The following is a 15,845-nucleotide window of genomic DNA, read 5'->3' as shown; positions in this document are numbered from 1 at the left end:
CGATGGACCTCCTCGTTCTCACGGATAGGTGAGTTAGACCACTCCCCCTTTACCCGGGAAGGGGAACACACGCACCCTGGGCAACAGGAGATGCCCGTTTCATCACCATCATCACCATCCTCCTCAGCATCTCCCATCAGACTCAGCATCTCCAAGCAGCAAGGACGACCCGCATGACCCACATCGCCGTCCACCGCGCCCGCACCGGCGGCCCCTCCGGCTCCGACCACGACAAACTGATGGAGCACGCCATCGGGTGGGTGCTCGCCATCGCCATGGCGATGTTCGCCGCACAGCTCGGCCTGTTCTGACGCCCGACCCCCACCGGTCAGTGCAGAAAACTGAACCGTCGCGTATGCCATAGTGGACTCCATGACGACGTCCACCACCTCTGCCTGGCTCGCATCCGCCACCATCGACCCCGCCGTACACACCCTGCGCCCCGACTACCGCGCACTGCTCATCACCGCCGACGGCCTGCGCCCCGGACCCAGTGACGAGCTGAGCGAGAAGTGGCTGTCCGCCGCCGAGACGGAGGCACGGGAGCGGTTCGGAGACGGCCCGGTGGAGGAGCACCCGCATCTGGCGGCATGGCGCGAGGCGTTCCGCGGCTTCGGCGCGAAGCCGAAGCGCACCCGGCCCAGCGCGGAGGCGCTGCTGCTCCGGGCGGGGGCCGGACTGCCCCGGGTGGACCGGCTGACCGACCTCTACAACGCGATCTCGGTCGGGCATGTGATCCCGCTGGGCGGCGAGGACCTCGACCACTACACCGGCGCGGCCCGCCTGGTGCGCGCCACGGGCGACGAGGTGTTCGAGACGACGGCGAGCGGCGAGCCCGCCCTGGAGCACCCCGCGCCCGGCGAGGTGGTGTGGCGGGACGACGCGGGCGTCACCTGCCGACGCTGGAACTGGCGGCAGTGCGTCCGCACCCGGCTCACCCACACCACCACCCGCGCCATGTTCGTCCTGGACGCGCTCGGGCCGATGGACGACGCCGCGCTGACGGCCGCCGGTGACCGGCTCGGCGAGGCGCTGACGGAGTCCAGCCCCGGGGTCGTGCTCGCGTCCCGGCTGGTGGGCCGGGACACCGCCTGAAGACGCTCACCCAAGCTTGCCTAGAACAGCGGCTGCTGGCCCGGCGTCGGCGGCTCGTCCCCGCCGAACAGCTTCGGCGGGGTCGTCAGCAGTGGCGCGATCCGGCGCGACCCCGGGCAGGAGACCAGCTCGTAGTCGGAGCGGCGGCCCGGCGGATCGTGGCGGGCGAAGCGCCCGCCGACGACCGCGATCTCACGCGTGCAGACCGGACAGGTGCGGCGGGGAGCAGACATGACCCCAGTGTCGCTCACCCACCCCTGATGTCCCGGGCGAGCTCCCGGGCCGAGTCCGCGGTGAAGCTCCCGGAGATCTGCACGGTGCCGCCGGTGAGGGCCTGCGCGACGGACGGCGCGGACAGCAGCGTGCCGTCGCGGACCATGGCCAGCTGGTTCCGCGGCTGCTGCTGGGCGGCCAGCGTGCCGGTGAGCCGCGCGAAGCGGGCCCGGTCGCGGCCGGTGAGGCCCACGGTCACGACCCAGCCCGCGCCCGAGGCCGACTCGTCGCTCGCCTTCGCCCAGGCGGGACGCGCCGTCATACCGGAGGCGGGCGTGACGACGTAGCAGGTGTCCGTCGCGGCGTCGCGGTAGGTGGCGTACGCGCCGGGGCTCGCGCCGAGCGCCGTACGCCCGGGGCACGCGCCCCGGGTCGTCGCCTCGACGGGGAGGAACCGCAGCGGCGCCGCGTCCCGCGTCACGGCGGAGGGCGAGGGAGCGGGGGATGAGGGGGCGGGGGTGCTTCCGCCCGGTCTGTCGAAGGCGCGGCCCCCATCGCCGCCCCCACAGCCCGCGATCGCCGTCGCGGCCAGCGCACACCAGACCGCCGCCGCGATCCGCCGCCCCCCTGAAATCCCCATCAGCCAATCCCCCCGATACAGCCGTTACCACTCAGAACGCGTCAGCCGGGACATACGTGCCCCACACTTCCCGCAACGCGTCGCACACTTCGCCGAGCGTGGCCCGCGCGGCGAGCGCGTCCTTCATGGGGTAGAGCACATTGGCCGTCCCCGGCTCGCTCTCGGCCGCCTTCTTCAGCGCCGACAGCGCCACCCCCACCGCCGCCCGGTCCCGCCCGGCGCGCAGCCGGGCGAGCCGGTCGCGCTGGCGCTCCTCGATGGCCGGGTCGACGCGCAGCGGCTCGTACGGCTCCTCCTCGTCGATCCGGAACCGGTTCATGCCGACCACCACCCGCTCCCCCGCCTCCTGTTCCCGGGCGATGCGATACGCGTTGCGCTCGATCTCGTCCTTCTGGAAGCCCTGTTCGATGGCGGCCACGGCGCCGCCCAGGTCCTCGACCCGGCGCATCAGGTCCACCGCCGCCTCCTCGACGGCGTCGGTCAGCGCCTCCACCGCGTACGAGCCCGCGAACGGGTCGACGGTCGCCGTCACGTCCGTCTCGTACGCCAGCACCTGCTGGGTGCGCAGCGCGAGCCGGGCCGAGGTGGCGGTGGGCAGGGCGATGGCCTCGTCGAAGGCGTTGGTGTGCAGCGACTGGGTGCCGCCGAGCACCGCCGCGAGCCCCTGGACGGCCACCCGGACGAGGTTCACCTCGGGCTGCTGGGCGGTCAGCTGGACGCCCGCGGTCTGGGTGTGGAACCGCAGCATCTGCGACTTCGGGTCGCGCGCCCCGAACTCCTCGCGCATGACCCGCGCCCAGATCCGGCGCGCGGCACGGAACTTGGCGACCTCTTCCAGGAGGGTCGTACGGGAGACGAAGAAGAACGAGAGGCGCGGCGCGAAGTCGTCCACACCCATGCCCGCCGCGAGCGCCGTACGGACGTACTCGATGCCGTCCGCGAGCGTGAACGCGATCTCCTGCGCGGGCGAGGCACCGGCCTCGGCCATGTGATAGCCGGAAATCGAGATCGTGTTCCACTTGGGCAGTTCGGCCCGGCAGTACTGGAAGATGTCCGCGATGAGCCGCAGCGAGGGGGCGGGCGGGAAGATATACGTACCGCGCGCGATGTACTCCTTGAGGACGTCGTTCTGAATGGTGCCGGTCAGCCGGGCCGCCGGTACGCCCTGCTCCTCGGCGACGAGTTGATAGAGGAGCAGCAGCAGCGCGGCGGGCGCGTTGATCGTCATCGACGTCGAGACCTGGTCGAGCGGAATGCCGTCGAACAGGACCCGCATGTCCTCGATCGAGTCGATCGCGACGCCGACCTTGCCGACCTCGCCGTGCGCGAGCGCCGCGTCGGAGTCGTAGCCCATCTGGGTGGGCAGGTCGAAGGCGACCGACAGACCGGTGGTGCCGTGCTCGATCAGCTGCCGGTAGCGGGCGTTGGACTCGGCGGCGGTGCCGAAGCCCGCGTACTGACGCATCGTCCACGGACGGCCGGTGTACATCGACGGATAGACGCCACGGGTGTAGGGGTACGCACCGGGCTCGCCGACGCGGGCGTCAGCACCACCGGGCCCGTACACCGGCTCGATCGGGAAGCCCGACTCCGACTCGCGCGCCATGGGTCCCATGGGTCCCTGCCTTCTGGTGGCTTATACCTGCCCTTGTACCCATTCAGGGCCTTCTTCACAGCATGCGCTGATGTTCACCGCACGGCAGCCCCGGGCAACATTCCGGGCGACAGACCGGCGACAGGGGGATACATGCACGGAAGATCGGTCGTCCGCACCGCACTCGCCACGGCCGCCGCGGCGGCGCTCCTGGCGGGCTGCCGGGGCGAGACGGCGACTCTGGACGGACAGCGACATACGAGAGCGGAGCCACGGGCGGGCGCGAGCACCGCGAGCGCGGCACCCCGCACCCCGGCGGCCGCCGCGCCGCGCCCGCACCGCACGTTCACCCACACCCCGCGGGCCACGCCCAGCCGGGCCACCACCCCGCCCCGCACCCGGGTGGCGGCGAAGCCGCGCAGCGCCCCACGGGCGGCCCCGCCCGTGGTCGCCTTCGGCACCAGCGGCGAACGGGTGCGCGAACTCCAGGCGCGGCTGCGTCAACTCGGGCACTTCGGCCGTAACCCGACCGGGTACTTCGGCACGGTGACGCGCACGTCGGTCACCTCGTACCAGCGCGCCCGCGGTCTGACGGCCACCGGCTCGGTGGACAGCCGCACCTGGACCTCACTGCGGTCCCGCACCACCCGGCCGACGCGCGACGAGCTGTACCCACCGACCACCAACCCCCTGGCCAAGCCGGACTCGCGGTGTCTGACCGGGCGGGTGCTGTGCATCAGCAAGGGCAGCCGGACGCTGGCGTGGATGGTCGACGGCCGGGTGGTGTCGGCCATGGACGTGCGCTTCGGCTCGCAGTACACACCGACCCGGGAGGGGCTCTTCCAGGTCAACTTCAAGAGCCGGGACCACGTCTCGACGATCTACCACACGCCGATGCCCTACGCGATGTTCTTCAGCGGCGGCCAGGCGGTGCACTACTCGGCCGACTTCGCCGCGCGCGGCTACAGCGGGGCGTCGCACGGATGTGTGAACGTCCGCGACAAGAAGAAGATCGCGGCGGTCTTCAGCCAGGTGAAGGCGGGCGACAAGGTCGTCGTCTACAAGTAGGGCGAGTAAGTGGCGCGGGCAGAGCCGGGGGAACGTGCTCTGCCCGCGCCGATGCGCGGAGCCGTCGGTACGGGGGGAACCTCGGCTCCCGCGCGGCCGATGACCAGTCGGCCCGTTTCTTACAGCGTCACCCCTGAAAAAAACGTCACAGCTAGATCGGCAAGCCTCATGGAGCGCTGGATTCCGTGGGCGTCGTCGGATCGCTGGACGTCGTGGACCGGCTCTCGGACGAGCCGCTGGACGGGGTACCCGACGGCGTACCGGCCAGGGCGCTCGACGGGGTGTCGGACGAGGTCGGGTCCGGGCTCGGCGTACCGGCGTCGTCCCCGGCGGGCGGCGGGGGCGCGGGGCCGGAGGACCCGCCTTCGTCGCCGTTGGTGCCGCCGGTGCTGCCCGTGCCGGAGGAGGTCGTGCTCGTACCGTCGGTGCCGCCGCCGGTACCGCCATCCGGCACGGTGTCGCCGCCGACGAGCCCTACGCAGTAGCCGTGGATGCCGGACCGGCTGCCCGCGGCTCGCTCCAGCTTCTTCAGCGTCCCCTTGCCGACGTCGGGCCCGGTACCGGCCTCCGCCGCGAGGTAGCGGCGGCAGGCCCCCAGGGCGTTGCCGGTGCCGGTCTTCCAGGCCTCGGGAGTGCCCTTCGCCCCCTTGCCCTGCTTTCCGGGCTTGTCATGCCCGTGGTGCTTGCCGTGCTTGTCGTGCTTGTCGTGCCGACCGTGCTTGCCGTGGCCCTCGCCACCGCCCGGTACGCCCCGGCCCTGGGTGCCCTCCGAGGTCCCGCCACCGGTCTCGTCGGGCGACGTCGGCCCGCCGCCGTCCTGGGAGATCTCCGGCCGTGCCGACTCCCCGCCCTCGGGACCGGTCTCCGACACGCTGGCCCCCGGGCTCGGGGTGCCGCTGCCATGCCCGAACGGCAGGACACCGGCCGCCGCCGCGACCGCGAAGCCGCTCAGCGCGCAGCCCGCCACCGCGGCCACCGCGCCAGCGCGCAGCCCGCGCCAGCCCCTTTGCCGCCCGGCGGGGGCAGCGGCCTCTGGGGCCGTCGCAGCCGGTCGCGCTATGCGCGTTGACTTGCCGCCGACCAGGCCTTCTGCCGAAATGGCGACCACTGTCGGCTGGGTCCGCGCGGCGCGGAACGCGGCCACCGCCGCCTCCTCGCCGGGGAGCGGGGCCGTGCCGCCGGGAGCGGCGGCGGTATCCGGGCTGCGGGCCTCCTCGGCTACGGCGCCGAGCACGGCTGCCAGCCGTTCCGCTTCGGCGTGCGGACGATCGTTCCGGTCGTCGGGGGCGCCGTGCCGCCCGTCGACCGGTTCACCGCGAAGCAGCCGCTCCGCGGCCTTGTCATCCAGCCAGCTATAGCGGTGGTCGTCGGCCATCACATGTCTTTCTGCGTTGGCGCGCCCGATTCCGTCACACCCGCGGACCTGGCCACCCCCGTCTCGCGCTGCCCGGGTATCCCGTCGAGCACGGGCGTGTCACCGAGCAGATCGGCCAGCCGCCGCAAACCCCGGTGCGCGGCGGTCCGTACCGCGCCCGGGCGCTTGCCCAGCACCGCGGCCGCGCTCTTGGCGTCCAGTCCGAGGACCACCCGCAGCACCACGGCCTCCGCCTGGTCCTGTGGCAGCTGGGAGATGAGGCTGAGCGCGCGGCCGGTGCCGAGGGCCTCCAGCGCCTCACCGGCGGTGTCGGCCTCGGACGCCCGGGTCTCCAGCTCGGTCTCGTCACCGCCGACGACCGGGCGCCGGCCGCGCATCCGTATGTGGTCGAGGGCGCGGTTGCGGGCGATACGGGCGGCCCAGCCGCGGAACCGGTCGGCGTCCCCGTCGAACCGTCCGAGGTCGCGGGCTATCTGCAGCCAGGACTCGGAGGTGATGTCCTCCGCGTCCGCGTCGCCGACCAGGGTGCGCACGTAACCGAGCAGGCGGGGGTGGACGGACCGGTACACGGCCCGGAAGGCGGTCTCGTCTCCGGCCTGCGCCGCGTTCACCGCGGCGGTCAGTTCCGCGTCGTCCCCGTGCACGCTCTCTTCCTGCCCCACTATCGGAGAAGTCTCGGTCCAGCGATGCCGGGCGGCGCGCTAGCCCTGCCCGTACGGCGACGGCGGCCCGGCGGGCGGGCCGGGCGGCGGTGCGGGCGGGGCCTGCGGGACGACCGGCGGCATCTGCGGTGCGCCGCCACCGTACGGGGACGGGGCGGGCGCGCCATACGGGTTGCCGGTGGCGCCGCCACCGTACGGGCTCCCGGCGGGGGCGCCGTACGGGGTGGGCGCGGGCGCGCCGTACGGGGATGGTGCCATCTGGCCGTACGGGCTCTGCGGCGGCAGCGCGGCACGCTGCTCCTGCATCGCGGTGATCTGGCGGACGAGCAGCAGACCCAGGATCGCGGCGGCGATGGTGACGACGTACGCGAAGCAGTTCATGCCGATCGCCGTCTTCATGTCCTCGATGGCGCTCCGCGCCCCGAAGAGGCCCCCGTCGAGGGCGCGCTGCCGGGCGTTGCTCCACTGCACGAGGGAGCTGGAGAAGAGCGGGCCGCTGACGATCCAGCACACCCACCATCCGTTGAGCAGACCGCGCTGAACCTGGTGCGGGCCCTGCGGGGAGCTGGCGCGCCAGATGTCGTTGGCGATCTGCTTGGGGAACCACAGGCTGACCACGGGGGTGAACCAGGCGCCCGCCGCCCAGCCGGAGCCGAAGCGGTGCTGGCCGGGCGCGAACACCTCGGCGTTCAGCCGCAGGCGGCGGAACCAGATCGGGAAGACGACGGCGAGCCCGATCATGACCAGCGAGGACAGCACCAGCGCCGTGCGGTAGAAGTCGTCGGCGTCGTCGGCGTCCGAGCCGGACACCGAGCCGCCGTCCAGGACGTCCCCGTAGAGGTTGTACTGCTGGACGCGGGCGATGAACGCCAGGACCAGCACCGCGATGGTCGCGCCGAACAGCACGATGAGCGCGGTGGACAGCCCGCGCCGCAGGTCGACGCCGCCCGGGGGCATGGCACCCGCGGCGGGCATGGACACGGGCGGCGCCGCGGGGTAGCCCCCGGGTCCGGCGTTCGGGGCCGGATTCAGCTGCTGCTGATAGGTGCCGCACGCGGCGCAGCGACCGTCAGGACCGACGGCCACAGCGCGGCAATTCCCGCACGGATACATTCTTGATCCCCCTGGGACGTGGCCCGATCGGAACCACGCGAGAAAACACTTCTGACCGCGCCCACAGCGCGGACCTGCACGTTACGGGCATCCGGTCGGTCCCGTCCAGAGTCGGCCCAGGGCATGGACGCGACGGGCGTGCCCGCGGCGGTCAGGTTTCGTGTCCACGGCGGGTGTGACGTATTCGAAGCGTGCGACGCTATAAGGAGCAAGGGCCTTCGCGGGCCCGAGCTGGACGGCGGTCGGGGCCTCTCCTGTGGGGGGTGGCGGCCCCGGCCGTCCCTCCATGCCCACTCCCCTTTCCCGCACCCTTCGTCCCGTGCGTCCGGGTGCTGCTCACAGTCCCAGCCGGTCGGCGAGACGGGTGAAGGCGGACCAGGTCAGCGGGGGTTTCCCGGGGTCCCACAGGCGCTGGGAGAGCGCGGCGAGCGGCAGCCGGATGCCCTTGGCCACCTGCTGCTCGGTCTGGGCCTGGGGCTGGTCGGACCAGACCGCGAAGCGGGCACCGAGAACGCGGCTCGAACCGGTCAGCTTTTTGTCGGAGATGGGCTGGGTTCCGCGCAGGGTGCCGGGGGTCCATTCGTCGTAGATGCGCTTGCCGGTGGGGTATGTGAAGCCGTTGGGCTGGCCGAGTACGTAATAGAGGTACTCGGAGTTGAGGTTGACCACCTTCCGGCCCTCGCGGAGGTACTCCACCGGCGGCCGGGCGGGCCACTTGGTGCGGCCCGTCCAGTACTCGACCTGAATGTTCTTGTCGGGGGTGATGACGCCGCCGTTGAAGAAGCCGTCGTTCCACGCCTTGGGCTCCTTGCCGAGCGAGCGGGCGACCGCCGCCCGGTCGTTCAGCCAGCCGGTGGCCAGGTCCTGGACCGTGGCCCGCGAGCCGTACTTGCGGTGCGCGGCGGCGACGAGCTGCGGGAACGAGGCCTCGGGGTCCTTGACGGTGAGCGCCAGATACTCGTCGGCGCCCAGATGCCAGTAGCGGCCGGGGAAGAGCGGGGCGTACTCGCGCATCAGCTGGTCCACGATCCGGGCGGAGCCCGGCTTGGAGATGTCCACGTCGCCCTGGAACGAGGTGCCGCCCGCGTTGCGCAGCTGGAGGTCCGGGTGCTGGCGGATCACCGCGCCGAGGTGGCCGGGCGAGTCGATCTCGGGGACGACGGTGATGTGCAGCTCCTGGGCGAGGGCGACGATCCGCCGGACCTGGGCCTTGGTGAGGTGCTGCGCGGAGACGATCTCGGGGTGGGTATCGCTTTGGATACGAAATCCCTGGTCGTCCGAGAAGTGCAGGCCCAGCTGGTTGAGCTTGAGGTCGGCCATCTCGCGCAGCCGCGCCTCGATCCATCCGGCGGTGTAGAACTTGCGCGCGATGTCCAGGTTCAGCCCGCGCTGGGAGCGGGCGGGGCTGTCGTGGATGACGCCCTCGGGGAGCTTGCCGCCGGAGCGCAGGGCCTGCTTCACGGTCCGGGTGCCGTAGAAGACGCCCGCGGTGGCCGGGCCGGTGACGCGGGCGCTGCCCTTGCGGACGGTGAGCGTGTACCCCTCGGCGCCGCCGGACTGACCGGGCGCGACGGCGAGGGACAGATCACCGCGGCGCGGGGTGCCGGAGGCGGTGCGCAGTCCCAGCTCCGCGGCGGTCATACGGGCCTCGTCGGCCAGCGGGCCCTTGAGGTCGGCGACCACCCGGCTGTTCTTGCCGGGCTTCCAGCCGGGTCCGGACTGCGCGGTGAACGCGCGGACGGAGGGGATCGTGCGGGGTGCGGCGGCATGCGGCCAGGTGGCCGGGGCGGAGGTGGGCGCCGTACTGGCGTGAGTGGCCGCCGACGGGCTGGAAGCGTGCCCTGTGGGGACGGAGGGGGCGCGGGGGGAGGCCGAGCCGTGGTTCGCGGGCTGCGTCTGCTGGCAGCCGAGGCCGATGAGGACGAGGGTCGCGGCGGCACCGGCGGCGCCGCCGCGGAGGAAGGCCGCCTTGGCGGCTCTGACGGGCAACCCCATGGCGGGCACCTCCGCTCGACGTACTGCTCTCTACGTCACGCCCTGGTCTGCTTCACGCCCTGGCCTGCTTCACGCCCCGGTCGGCTTCACGCCCCGGTCGGCTTCACGCCTCGGTCTACGTCACATCCCTGTCTACTTCACGCCACAAAACGTCCCCCTACGAGTGAATTTACGCTCTCTCCGCCACACCGGCCTCTCCGCGTCGTTACCGTGTACTGCTCACCCCCTCAGCACACCTCCCCCACGCGCCTCCGTGTGTCCCCGTGCGCCCAAGGAGTCCACGCTGTCCAGGTCCCGTCCCAGGTCCCGCGACGCCCACGGCCTCGACCGCCTCAACCACGTCACGGCCGATGCCGCCGAGGCGGCGCTGCTCTCCTGCTGCGGCAGCCGCCGCTGGGCCCGGCTGATCGCGGACCACCGCCCGTACCCCGATCTCGACGCGCTGCTGGCCGCCGGGGACGAGGCGAGTTACGACCTCACCCCGGCCGATCTCGCCGAAGCGCTGGCCGACGAGTCCATGACCGGCCACCCGCTGCCCGGTCATCCGCTGCCCGCCGACGCCGGGGTCGGGGTCGGCGCGCTGGCCGCGCACACCGCGTTACGCGCCGCGCACGCCGCGTACGAGCAGCGTTTCGGTCACGCCTTCGTGATCTGCCTGGACGGTCTGGCCCCCGAGGAGACGCTCGACGGGCTGCTGACCGGAATCCGGGACCGGCTGGGGAACGAGCCCGAGGAGGAGCGGGCCAACGCCGCCGAAGAGCTGCGCCGCATCGCCCGCGGGCGGCTCACCCGGCTGATGACCCCGGAGGGCACCATGCCGGATATCGCCCGGTTTCGTCCGGCGTGAAGCGCCCACCCGTGCTTCTTTGATCACACCTGAGCCCCCCGCGCGAACCCGCCGACAACACGTCGCTACGATGGCCAGGGCCGGTGGACCGTACCCGGCCGGGCCCGACCGACAGTCAAGCCGGCAGGCCCCAGTCCCCGCTTCCGGAGGGTTTTCCGTGCCGGCTGGAACGCTGTACCGCGGCCGGGAAGGTATGTGGTCCTGGGTGGCTCATCGAGTCACCGGCGTCCTCATTTTCTTCTTCCTGTTCGTTCATGTCCTGGACACCTCGCTCGTCCGGGTGTCCCCCGAGGCGTACGACGACGTGGTCGCGACGTACAAGACGCCCCTTGTGAACCTGATGGAGTACGGCCTCGTGGCCGCCATCCTGTTCCACGCCCTCAACGGGCTCCGCGTCATCGCCGTGGACTTCTGGTCGAAGGGCCCGAAGTACCAGCGCCAGATGCTCTGGTCCGTGGTCGGAATCTGGGTCGTGCTCATGCTCGGCTCCTTCTACCCGATCCTCCAGCACACGCTGCGCGAACTGTTCGGGAGCTGACGCACATGTCCGCCGAGACCACCACCCCCGCGAACGACGCCGTCAGCGCGTACGACGTGGACCACCCGGCCCCGGTCATCGAGCCGCCGCGGGCCCGTACCCGTAAGACGCCCAAGACGACCCGTACCAACTTCGAGATGTACGGCTGGCTCTTCATGCGCCTGTCCGGCATCGTGCTGGTCGTCCTCGTCCTGGGCCATCTGCTGATCCAGCTGGTACTGGACGGCGGTGTCACCAAGATCGGCTTCGCCTTCGTGGCCGGGCGCTGGGCCTCGCCGTTCTGGCAGGCATGGGACCTGATCATGCTGTGGCTCGCCACGCTGCACGGCGCGAACGGCCTGCGCACGATCATCAACGACTACGCGGAGCGGGACAACACCCGCCTGTGGCTGAAGGGGCTGCTCTACACAGCGGCCGGATTCACCATCGTGCTCGGCACCCTGGTGATCTTCACCTTCGACCCGAACATCCGCTAGGCCCCGGGGCTGAGGTATCCACTCATGAAGATCCACAAGTACGACACCGTCATCGTGGGCGCCGGCGGCGCCGGTATGCGCGCGGCCATCGAGTCGACGAAGCGCAGCCGCACGGCGGTGCTCACCAAGCTGTATCCCACCCGCTCCCACACCGGCGCCGCCCAGGGCGGCATGGCCGCCGCCCTCGCGAACGTCGAGGAGGACAACTGGGAGTGGCACACCTTCGACACGATCAAGGGCGGCGACTACCTGGTCGACCAGGACGCCGCCGAGATCCTGGCGAAGGAGGCCATCGACTCGGTCCTCGACCTGGAGAAGATGGGCCTGCCGTTCAACCGGACCCCGGACGGCACGATCGACCAGCGCCGCTTCGGCGGCCACAGCCGTAACCACGGCGAGGCCCCGGTCCGCCGGTCCTGCTACGCCTCGGACCGCACCGGTCACATGATCCTCCAGACGCTGTACCAGAACTGCGTCAAGGAGGGCGTGGAGTTCTACAACGAGTTCTACGTCCTGGACCTCCTGATGACCGAGGTCGACGGGGTCAAGCGCACCGCCGGTGTCGTGGCGTACGAGCTGGCCACCGGCGAGCTGCACGTCTTCCAGGCGAAGGCCGTCATCTTCGCGTCCGGCGGCTGCGGCAAGTTCTTCAAGGTGACCTCCAACGCGCACACCCTCACCGGTGACGGCCAGGCGGTCGCGTACCGGCGCGGGCTGCCGCTGGAGGACATGGAGTTCTTCCAGTTCCACCCGACCGGCATCTGGCGCATGGGCATCCTGCTGACGGAGGGCGCCCGCGGTGAGGGCGGCATCCTCCGCAACAAGGACGGCGAGCGCTTCATGGAGAAGTACGCGCCGGTCATGAAGGACCTCGCCTCCCGCGACGTGGTCTCCCGCTCCATCTACACGGAGATCCGCGAAGGCCGCGGCTGCGGTCCCGAGGGCGACCACGTCTTCCTCGACCTGACCCACCTGCCGCCGGAGCAGCTGGACGCCAAGCTGCCGGACATCACCGAGTTCGCGCGCACCTACCTGGGCATCGAGCCGTACACCGACCCGATCCCGATCCAGCCGACCGCGCACTACACGATGGGCGGCATCCCGACCAACGTCGAGGGCGAGGTGCTCTCCGACAACGACACCGTCGTGCCGGGGCTGTACGCCGCGGGCGAGGTCGCGTGCGTGTCCGTGCACGGCGCCAACCGGCTGGGCACCAACTCGCTGCTCGACATCAACGTGTTCGGCCGCCGCGCGGGCATCGCCGCCGCCGAGTACTCGGCCACGGCCGACTTCGTCGAACTCCCCGAGGACCCGGCCGGGTTCGTCCGCGACCAGGTCGAGGACCTGCGCGACGCCACCGGCACCGAGCGGGTCACCGAGGTGCGCCGGGCGCTGCAGGAGACCATGGACAAGAACGTCATGGTCTTCCGCACCGAGCAGACACTCAAGGAGGCCGTCGAGGAGATCGGCAGCCTGCGCGCGCGGTTCAAGAACTGCTCCGTCCAGGACAAGGGCAGGCGGTTCAACACCGACCTGCTGGAGGCCCTCGAACTGGGCAACCTGCTCGACCTGGCCGAGGTCATGGCCATCTCCGCGCTGGCCCGCAAGGAGTCGCGCGGCGGCCACTACCGCGAGGACTACCCGAACCGCGACGACGTCAACTTCATGCGGCACACCATGGCGTACCGAGAGGTGGGCGCGGACGGCGCCGAGTCCATCCGCCTCGACTACAAGCCGGTCGTGCAGACCCGCTACCAGCCGATGGAGCGTAAGTACTGATGAGCACCCCCACGCTTGAGAAGTCCGACAAGGCCCCGGAGCCGGCCGACGCCACCGCCGCGCACACGGTCACGGTCACCTTCCGCATCCGGCGCTTCAACCCGGAGGTCGCGGCCGAGTCGTACTGGGAGGACTTCCAGCTCGACATCGACCCCAAGGAGCGCGTCCTCGACGGCCTCCACAAGATCAAGTGGGATCACGACGGCACGCTGACCTTCCGCCGTTCGTGCGCCCACGGCATCTGCGGCTCCGACGCCATGCGGATCAACGGCCGCAACCGGCTGGCCTGCAAGACGCTGATCAAGGACATCAACCCGGAAAAGCCCATCACGGTCGAGGCCATCAAGGGCCTCACGGTCCTCAAGGACCTGGTCGTGGACATGGAGCCGTTCTTCCAGGCCTATCGCGATGTGATGCCCTTCCTGATCACGACGGGCAACGAGCCGACGCGCGAGCGGCGGCAGAGCGCCGAGGACCGCGAGCGCTTCGACGACACCACCAAGTGCATCCTGTGCGCCGCGTGCACCTCCTCGTGCCCGGTGTTCTGGAACGACGGCCAGTACTTCGGCCCGGCGGCGATCGTCAACGCGCACCGCTTCATCTTCGACTCGCGTGACGAGGGCGGTGAGCAGCGGCTGGAGATCCTGAACGACAAGGACGGCGTCTGGCGCTGCCGCACCACCTTCAACTGCACCGACGCGTGCCCGCGTGGCATCGAGGTCACCAAGGCCATCCAGGAAGTGAAGCGCGCGCTGATCACGCGTCGCTTCTGAGCCTTACGCCTGCCTCACGCCTGTTCGTACGGGCCCGCCCCCTCGCCCGGGGGCGGGCCCGTCGCGTTTTTGGGTTGTTGAACGCCGAACATTGAACGCCGGACGTTGAACGCCCGCCCCGACCTCGACGTACCTCCTGGGGAAGAGGGTGGATGGGGCACGTTCATCAAGGGGTGAAAGCGTGACCGGCACGCAGGAGCGCGGCGCAGCGGAACGAACCGGCCGGCCCATGAGCGACAGCCGCCCGTTAAGTACGGAACTGGACTGGCGCGGCGGGCTGGACCCGGTCCGCGCCACCCGCATCGGCCTGCAGCTCCTCGCCGTCCTCGACTCCGCCCATCGCGCGGGCATCGTGCACGGTGACATCAGCCCCGCGCGGGTCCTGATGCGCTCGGACGGTGAGGTCGTCCTCTCCGGCTTCGGCCAGGTCGGCACCGAGCCGTCACGGCAGGTCACCGACCCCGCGTACGCTTCCCCGGAGCAGGCGCGCGGGACCGGCGCCTGCGCCGCGTCGGACATGTGGGCGCTGGGCGCGGTCCTGTTCGCCATGGTCGAGGGCCGCCCGCCGCACCGGGGCCGGGCCTCGACGGAGGAGACGCTGCGGGTCATCCGGGAGGTACCCGTACCGCCCCCGCCGCACGCCGGGCCGCTCGTCCAGGTCATCCACGGGCTGCTGCGCGACGATCCACGGGAGCGGCTGACGGCGCCGGTGGTGCGCCAGGCCCTGGAGCGCATCCTCAACGAGGGCGAGCCCGTCCCGATGCGCGCCGCGCCGCGCCTGCCGTGGCTGCGCACCACGTACGAGGCGTGGTTCCCGTCGACGCGGCGCGGCGGCGGGGGCGGAAGCGCGGGCGGGGGCGCGGGCGGCGGGGGCGGGCGCCATGGTGGCCGCCGGGTCGGCCCGTTGGCGCTGGCCCTCGCCACCCTGGTCCTCGGCACGGCGGTCTCGGTGGTGGCCCTGGCCACCACCAGCGGCCAGGGCGGCGGCGACCGCGCCTCCGACGCCTCCCCCTCCGCCCCACCGGCGGGCGGCGCCGCCCCCAGCCTGCCGCGCGAGGACCCGCCGCCCTCCGCGCCGGACACCCCGGGCCCGCCGGGATCGTCCGCCTCCGAGCAGCCCCCGCCGTCGTCGTCCTCCTCGCCCCCCGCCGCCGGAGGCGGTGGCGGCGGCGCGTACCCCGGCCCCGACGACCCGCCGCCGCCCGGCTACTACCGCTACACGAGCGAGACGGGCGGGTTCTCCATCGACCTCCCCGAGGGCTGGAAGCGGGTCGAGAGCGGCTCGCGCTTCCACATCAAGTTCGCCGCGAAGGGCGACGACCGCAATCTGGTAGTGACGTTCGGGAAGGGCCCCGAAGAGGACCCCGTCGAGGGCTGGCGCCGTCTGATCCCGACGATCGAGAAGCTGTATCCCGGCTTCCAGCGGATCGACGACATCCGCCGGGTCGAGTACCGCGACTGGAAGGCCGCCGACATGGAGTGGAGCACGGCGGTCGGGAGCGACCGGCTCCGCACGTTCGGCCGCGGCTTCCTGGTCGGCGGCGGCCGGGGCTTCTCCATCCGGTGGACGACACCGGCGCACGACTGGAACGCCAAGGAGAACAAGCAGGCGCTCGGCATCTTCCTCAGCTCCTTCGAGAAGAAGAGCTCGTAAGTCCTCAAGGCTTCAAGCCACTT

At 71.7% G+C, this 15,845-nt stretch carries 16 protein-coding genes; 9 read left to right on the top strand and 7 right to left on the bottom strand.

What is annotated here, in order from left to right; translation table 11 throughout:
• Positions 1-173 precede the first annotated feature (173 nt).
• Both ABZ370_RS02770 and ABZ370_RS02765 read left to right on the top strand, forming a co-directional pair.
• A complete protein-coding gene (locus ABZ370_RS02770) occupies positions 174-311 on the top strand; it encodes an SCO1431 family membrane protein (RefSeq protein WP_358615398.1) in 138 nt (45 codons plus the stop codon).
• 61 nt (positions 312-372) lie between these two features.
• Positions 373-1,095 carry a phenylalanine--tRNA ligase beta subunit-related protein gene (locus ABZ370_RS02765; protein WP_358615396.1) on the top strand — a complete coding sequence of 241 codons (723 nt, stop codon included), beginning with the start codon at positions 373-375 and terminating at the stop codon, positions 1,093-1,095.
• Between the two features lie 20 nt (positions 1,096-1,115).
• On the opposite strand, the gene ABZ370_RS02760 is transcribed toward ABZ370_RS02765, so the two are convergent.
• The 3 genes from ABZ370_RS02760 to ABZ370_RS02750 are packed head-to-tail and all read right to left on the bottom strand — an operon-like array spanning position 1,116 to position 3,554.
• Positions 1,116-1,328 (bottom strand): hypothetical protein, encoded by a 213-nt coding sequence (locus tag ABZ370_RS02760; protein ID WP_055546847.1) that lies wholly within the window; start codon positions 1,326-1,328, stop codon positions 1,116-1,118.
• Between the two features lie 14 nt (positions 1,329-1,342).
• Positions 1,343-1,948: a hypothetical protein gene (locus ABZ370_RS02755; protein WP_358615394.1), complete on the bottom strand. Its 606-nt coding sequence runs from the start codon at positions 1,946-1,948 to the stop codon at positions 1,343-1,345.
• A gap of 31 nt (positions 1,949-1,979) precedes the next feature.
• Positions 1,980-3,554, bottom strand: coding sequence for a methylmalonyl-CoA mutase family protein (locus tag ABZ370_RS02750; RefSeq protein WP_358615392.1), 1,575 nt, complete (start codon positions 3,552-3,554; stop codon positions 1,980-1,982).
• A 141-nt stretch (positions 3,555-3,695) separates the two neighbouring features.
• On the opposite strand from ABZ370_RS02750, the gene ABZ370_RS02745 reads away from it, so the two are divergent.
• On the top strand, positions 3,696-4,610 hold the full coding sequence (locus tag ABZ370_RS02745) for a L,D-transpeptidase family protein (RefSeq protein ID WP_358615390.1): 915 nt from the start codon (positions 3,696-3,698) through the stop codon (positions 4,608-4,610).
• Positions 4,611-4,776: 166 nt separating this feature from the next.
• On the opposite strand, the gene ABZ370_RS02740 is transcribed toward ABZ370_RS02745, so the two are convergent.
• From ABZ370_RS02740 to ABZ370_RS02725, 4 genes are all read right to left on the bottom strand, one after another.
• Positions 4,777-5,985: a hypothetical protein gene (locus ABZ370_RS02740; protein WP_358615388.1), complete on the bottom strand. Its 1,209-nt coding sequence runs from the start codon at positions 5,983-5,985 to the stop codon at positions 4,777-4,779.
• Positions 5,985-6,629 (bottom strand): RNA polymerase sigma factor, encoded by a 645-nt coding sequence (locus tag ABZ370_RS02735; RefSeq protein WP_358615386.1) that lies wholly within the window; start codon positions 6,627-6,629, stop codon positions 5,985-5,987. Before ABZ370_RS02735 ends, ABZ370_RS02740 begins: the two co-directional genes overlap by 1 nt.
• A gap of 57 nt (positions 6,630-6,686) precedes the next feature.
• Positions 6,687-7,733 (bottom strand): DUF4328 domain-containing protein, encoded by a 1,047-nt coding sequence (locus ABZ370_RS02730; RefSeq protein ID WP_358615384.1) that lies wholly within the window; start codon positions 7,731-7,733, stop codon positions 6,687-6,689.
• A gap of 363 nt (positions 7,734-8,096) precedes the next feature.
• The gene (locus ABZ370_RS02725) at positions 8,097-9,755 is read right to left on the bottom strand and encodes a glycoside hydrolase family 20 protein (protein WP_358615382.1); all 1,659 of its coding nucleotides are present in this window, start codon (positions 9,753-9,755) and stop codon (positions 8,097-8,099) included.
• A gap of 253 nt (positions 9,756-10,008) precedes the next feature.
• On the opposite strand from ABZ370_RS02725, the gene ABZ370_RS02720 reads away from it, so the two are divergent.
• The 6 genes from ABZ370_RS02720 to ABZ370_RS02695 all read left to right on the top strand — a co-directional run bounded on the left by ABZ370_RS02720 (position 10,009) and on the right by ABZ370_RS02695 (position 15,822).
• Positions 10,009-10,602: a 2-oxo-4-hydroxy-4-carboxy-5-ureidoimidazoline decarboxylase gene (locus ABZ370_RS02720; protein ID WP_358615380.1), complete on the top strand. Its 594-nt coding sequence runs from the start codon at positions 10,009-10,011 to the stop codon at positions 10,600-10,602.
• Positions 10,603-10,759: 157 nt separating this feature from the next.
• Entirely contained in the window at positions 10,760-11,140 is a 381-nt protein-coding gene (gene sdhC / locus ABZ370_RS02715) for a succinate dehydrogenase, cytochrome b556 subunit (protein WP_358615378.1), read from the top strand.
• 5 nt (positions 11,141-11,145) lie between these two features.
• On the top strand, positions 11,146-11,616 hold the full coding sequence (locus ABZ370_RS02710; RefSeq protein WP_358615376.1) for a succinate dehydrogenase hydrophobic membrane anchor subunit: 471 nt from the start codon (positions 11,146-11,148) through the stop codon (positions 11,614-11,616).
• A 24-nt stretch (positions 11,617-11,640) separates the two neighbouring features.
• Positions 11,641-13,395, top strand: a complete 1,755-nt coding sequence (sdhA, locus tag ABZ370_RS02705; protein WP_358615374.1) for a succinate dehydrogenase flavoprotein subunit — start codon at positions 11,641-11,643, stop codon at positions 13,393-13,395.
• Positions 13,395-14,168 carry a succinate dehydrogenase iron-sulfur subunit gene (locus ABZ370_RS02700; RefSeq protein WP_358615372.1) on the top strand — a complete coding sequence of 258 codons (774 nt, stop codon included), beginning with the start codon at positions 13,395-13,397 and terminating at the stop codon, positions 14,166-14,168. The genes sdhA and ABZ370_RS02700 overlap by 1 nt, the downstream gene beginning before the upstream one ends.
• Before the next feature lie 181 nt (positions 14,169-14,349).
• Complete coding sequence (locus tag ABZ370_RS02695; protein ID WP_358615370.1) at positions 14,350-15,822, top strand: APA family fibronectin-binding glycoprotein; 1,473 nt, start codon at positions 14,350-14,352, stop codon at positions 15,820-15,822.
• Positions 15,823-15,845 lie beyond the last annotated feature (23 nt).

The organism is Streptomyces sp. NPDC005962 (genome assembly GCF_040629205.1).
GTDB lineage: Bacteria > Actinomycetota > Actinomycetes > Streptomycetales > Streptomycetaceae > Streptomyces.
This window is presented reverse-complemented; position numbering and strand designations above follow the sequence as displayed.

Bases quoted from the DNA above. Each gene is read 5' to 3' on its own strand.
- ABZ370_RS02770 (WP_358615398.1), top strand. From the start codon at position 174: ATGACCCACATCGCCGTCCACCGCGCCCGCACCGGCGGCCCCTCCGGC.
- ABZ370_RS02765 (WP_358615396.1), top strand. From the start codon at position 373: ATGACGACGTCCACCACCTCTGCCTGGCTCGCATCCGCCACCATCGAC.
- ABZ370_RS02760 (WP_055546847.1), bottom strand. From the start codon at position 1,328: ATGTCTGCTCCCCGCCGCACCTGTCCGGTCTGCACGCGTGAGATCGCG.
- ABZ370_RS02755 (WP_358615394.1), bottom strand. From the start codon at position 1,948: ATGGGGATTTCAGGGGGGCGGCGGATCGCGGCGGCGGTCTGGTGTGCG.
- ABZ370_RS02750 (WP_358615392.1), bottom strand. From the start codon at position 3,554: ATGGCGCGCGAGTCGGAGTCGGGCTTCCCGATCGAGCCGGTGTACGGG.
- ABZ370_RS02745 (WP_358615390.1), top strand. From the start codon at position 3,696: ATGCACGGAAGATCGGTCGTCCGCACCGCACTCGCCACGGCCGCCGCG.
- ABZ370_RS02740 (WP_358615388.1), bottom strand. From the start codon at position 5,985: ATGGCCGACGACCACCGCTATAGCTGGCTGGATGACAAGGCCGCGGAG.
- ABZ370_RS02725 (WP_358615382.1), bottom strand. From the start codon at position 9,755: ATGGGGTTGCCCGTCAGAGCCGCCAAGGCGGCCTTCCTCCGCGGCGGC.
- ABZ370_RS02710 (WP_358615376.1), top strand. From the start codon at position 11,146: ATGTCCGCCGAGACCACCACCCCCGCGAACGACGCCGTCAGCGCGTAC.
- sdhA (WP_358615374.1), top strand. From the start codon at position 11,641: ATGAAGATCCACAAGTACGACACCGTCATCGTGGGCGCCGGCGGCGCC.
- ABZ370_RS02700 (WP_358615372.1), top strand. From the start codon at position 13,395: ATGAGCACCCCCACGCTTGAGAAGTCCGACAAGGCCCCGGAGCCGGCC.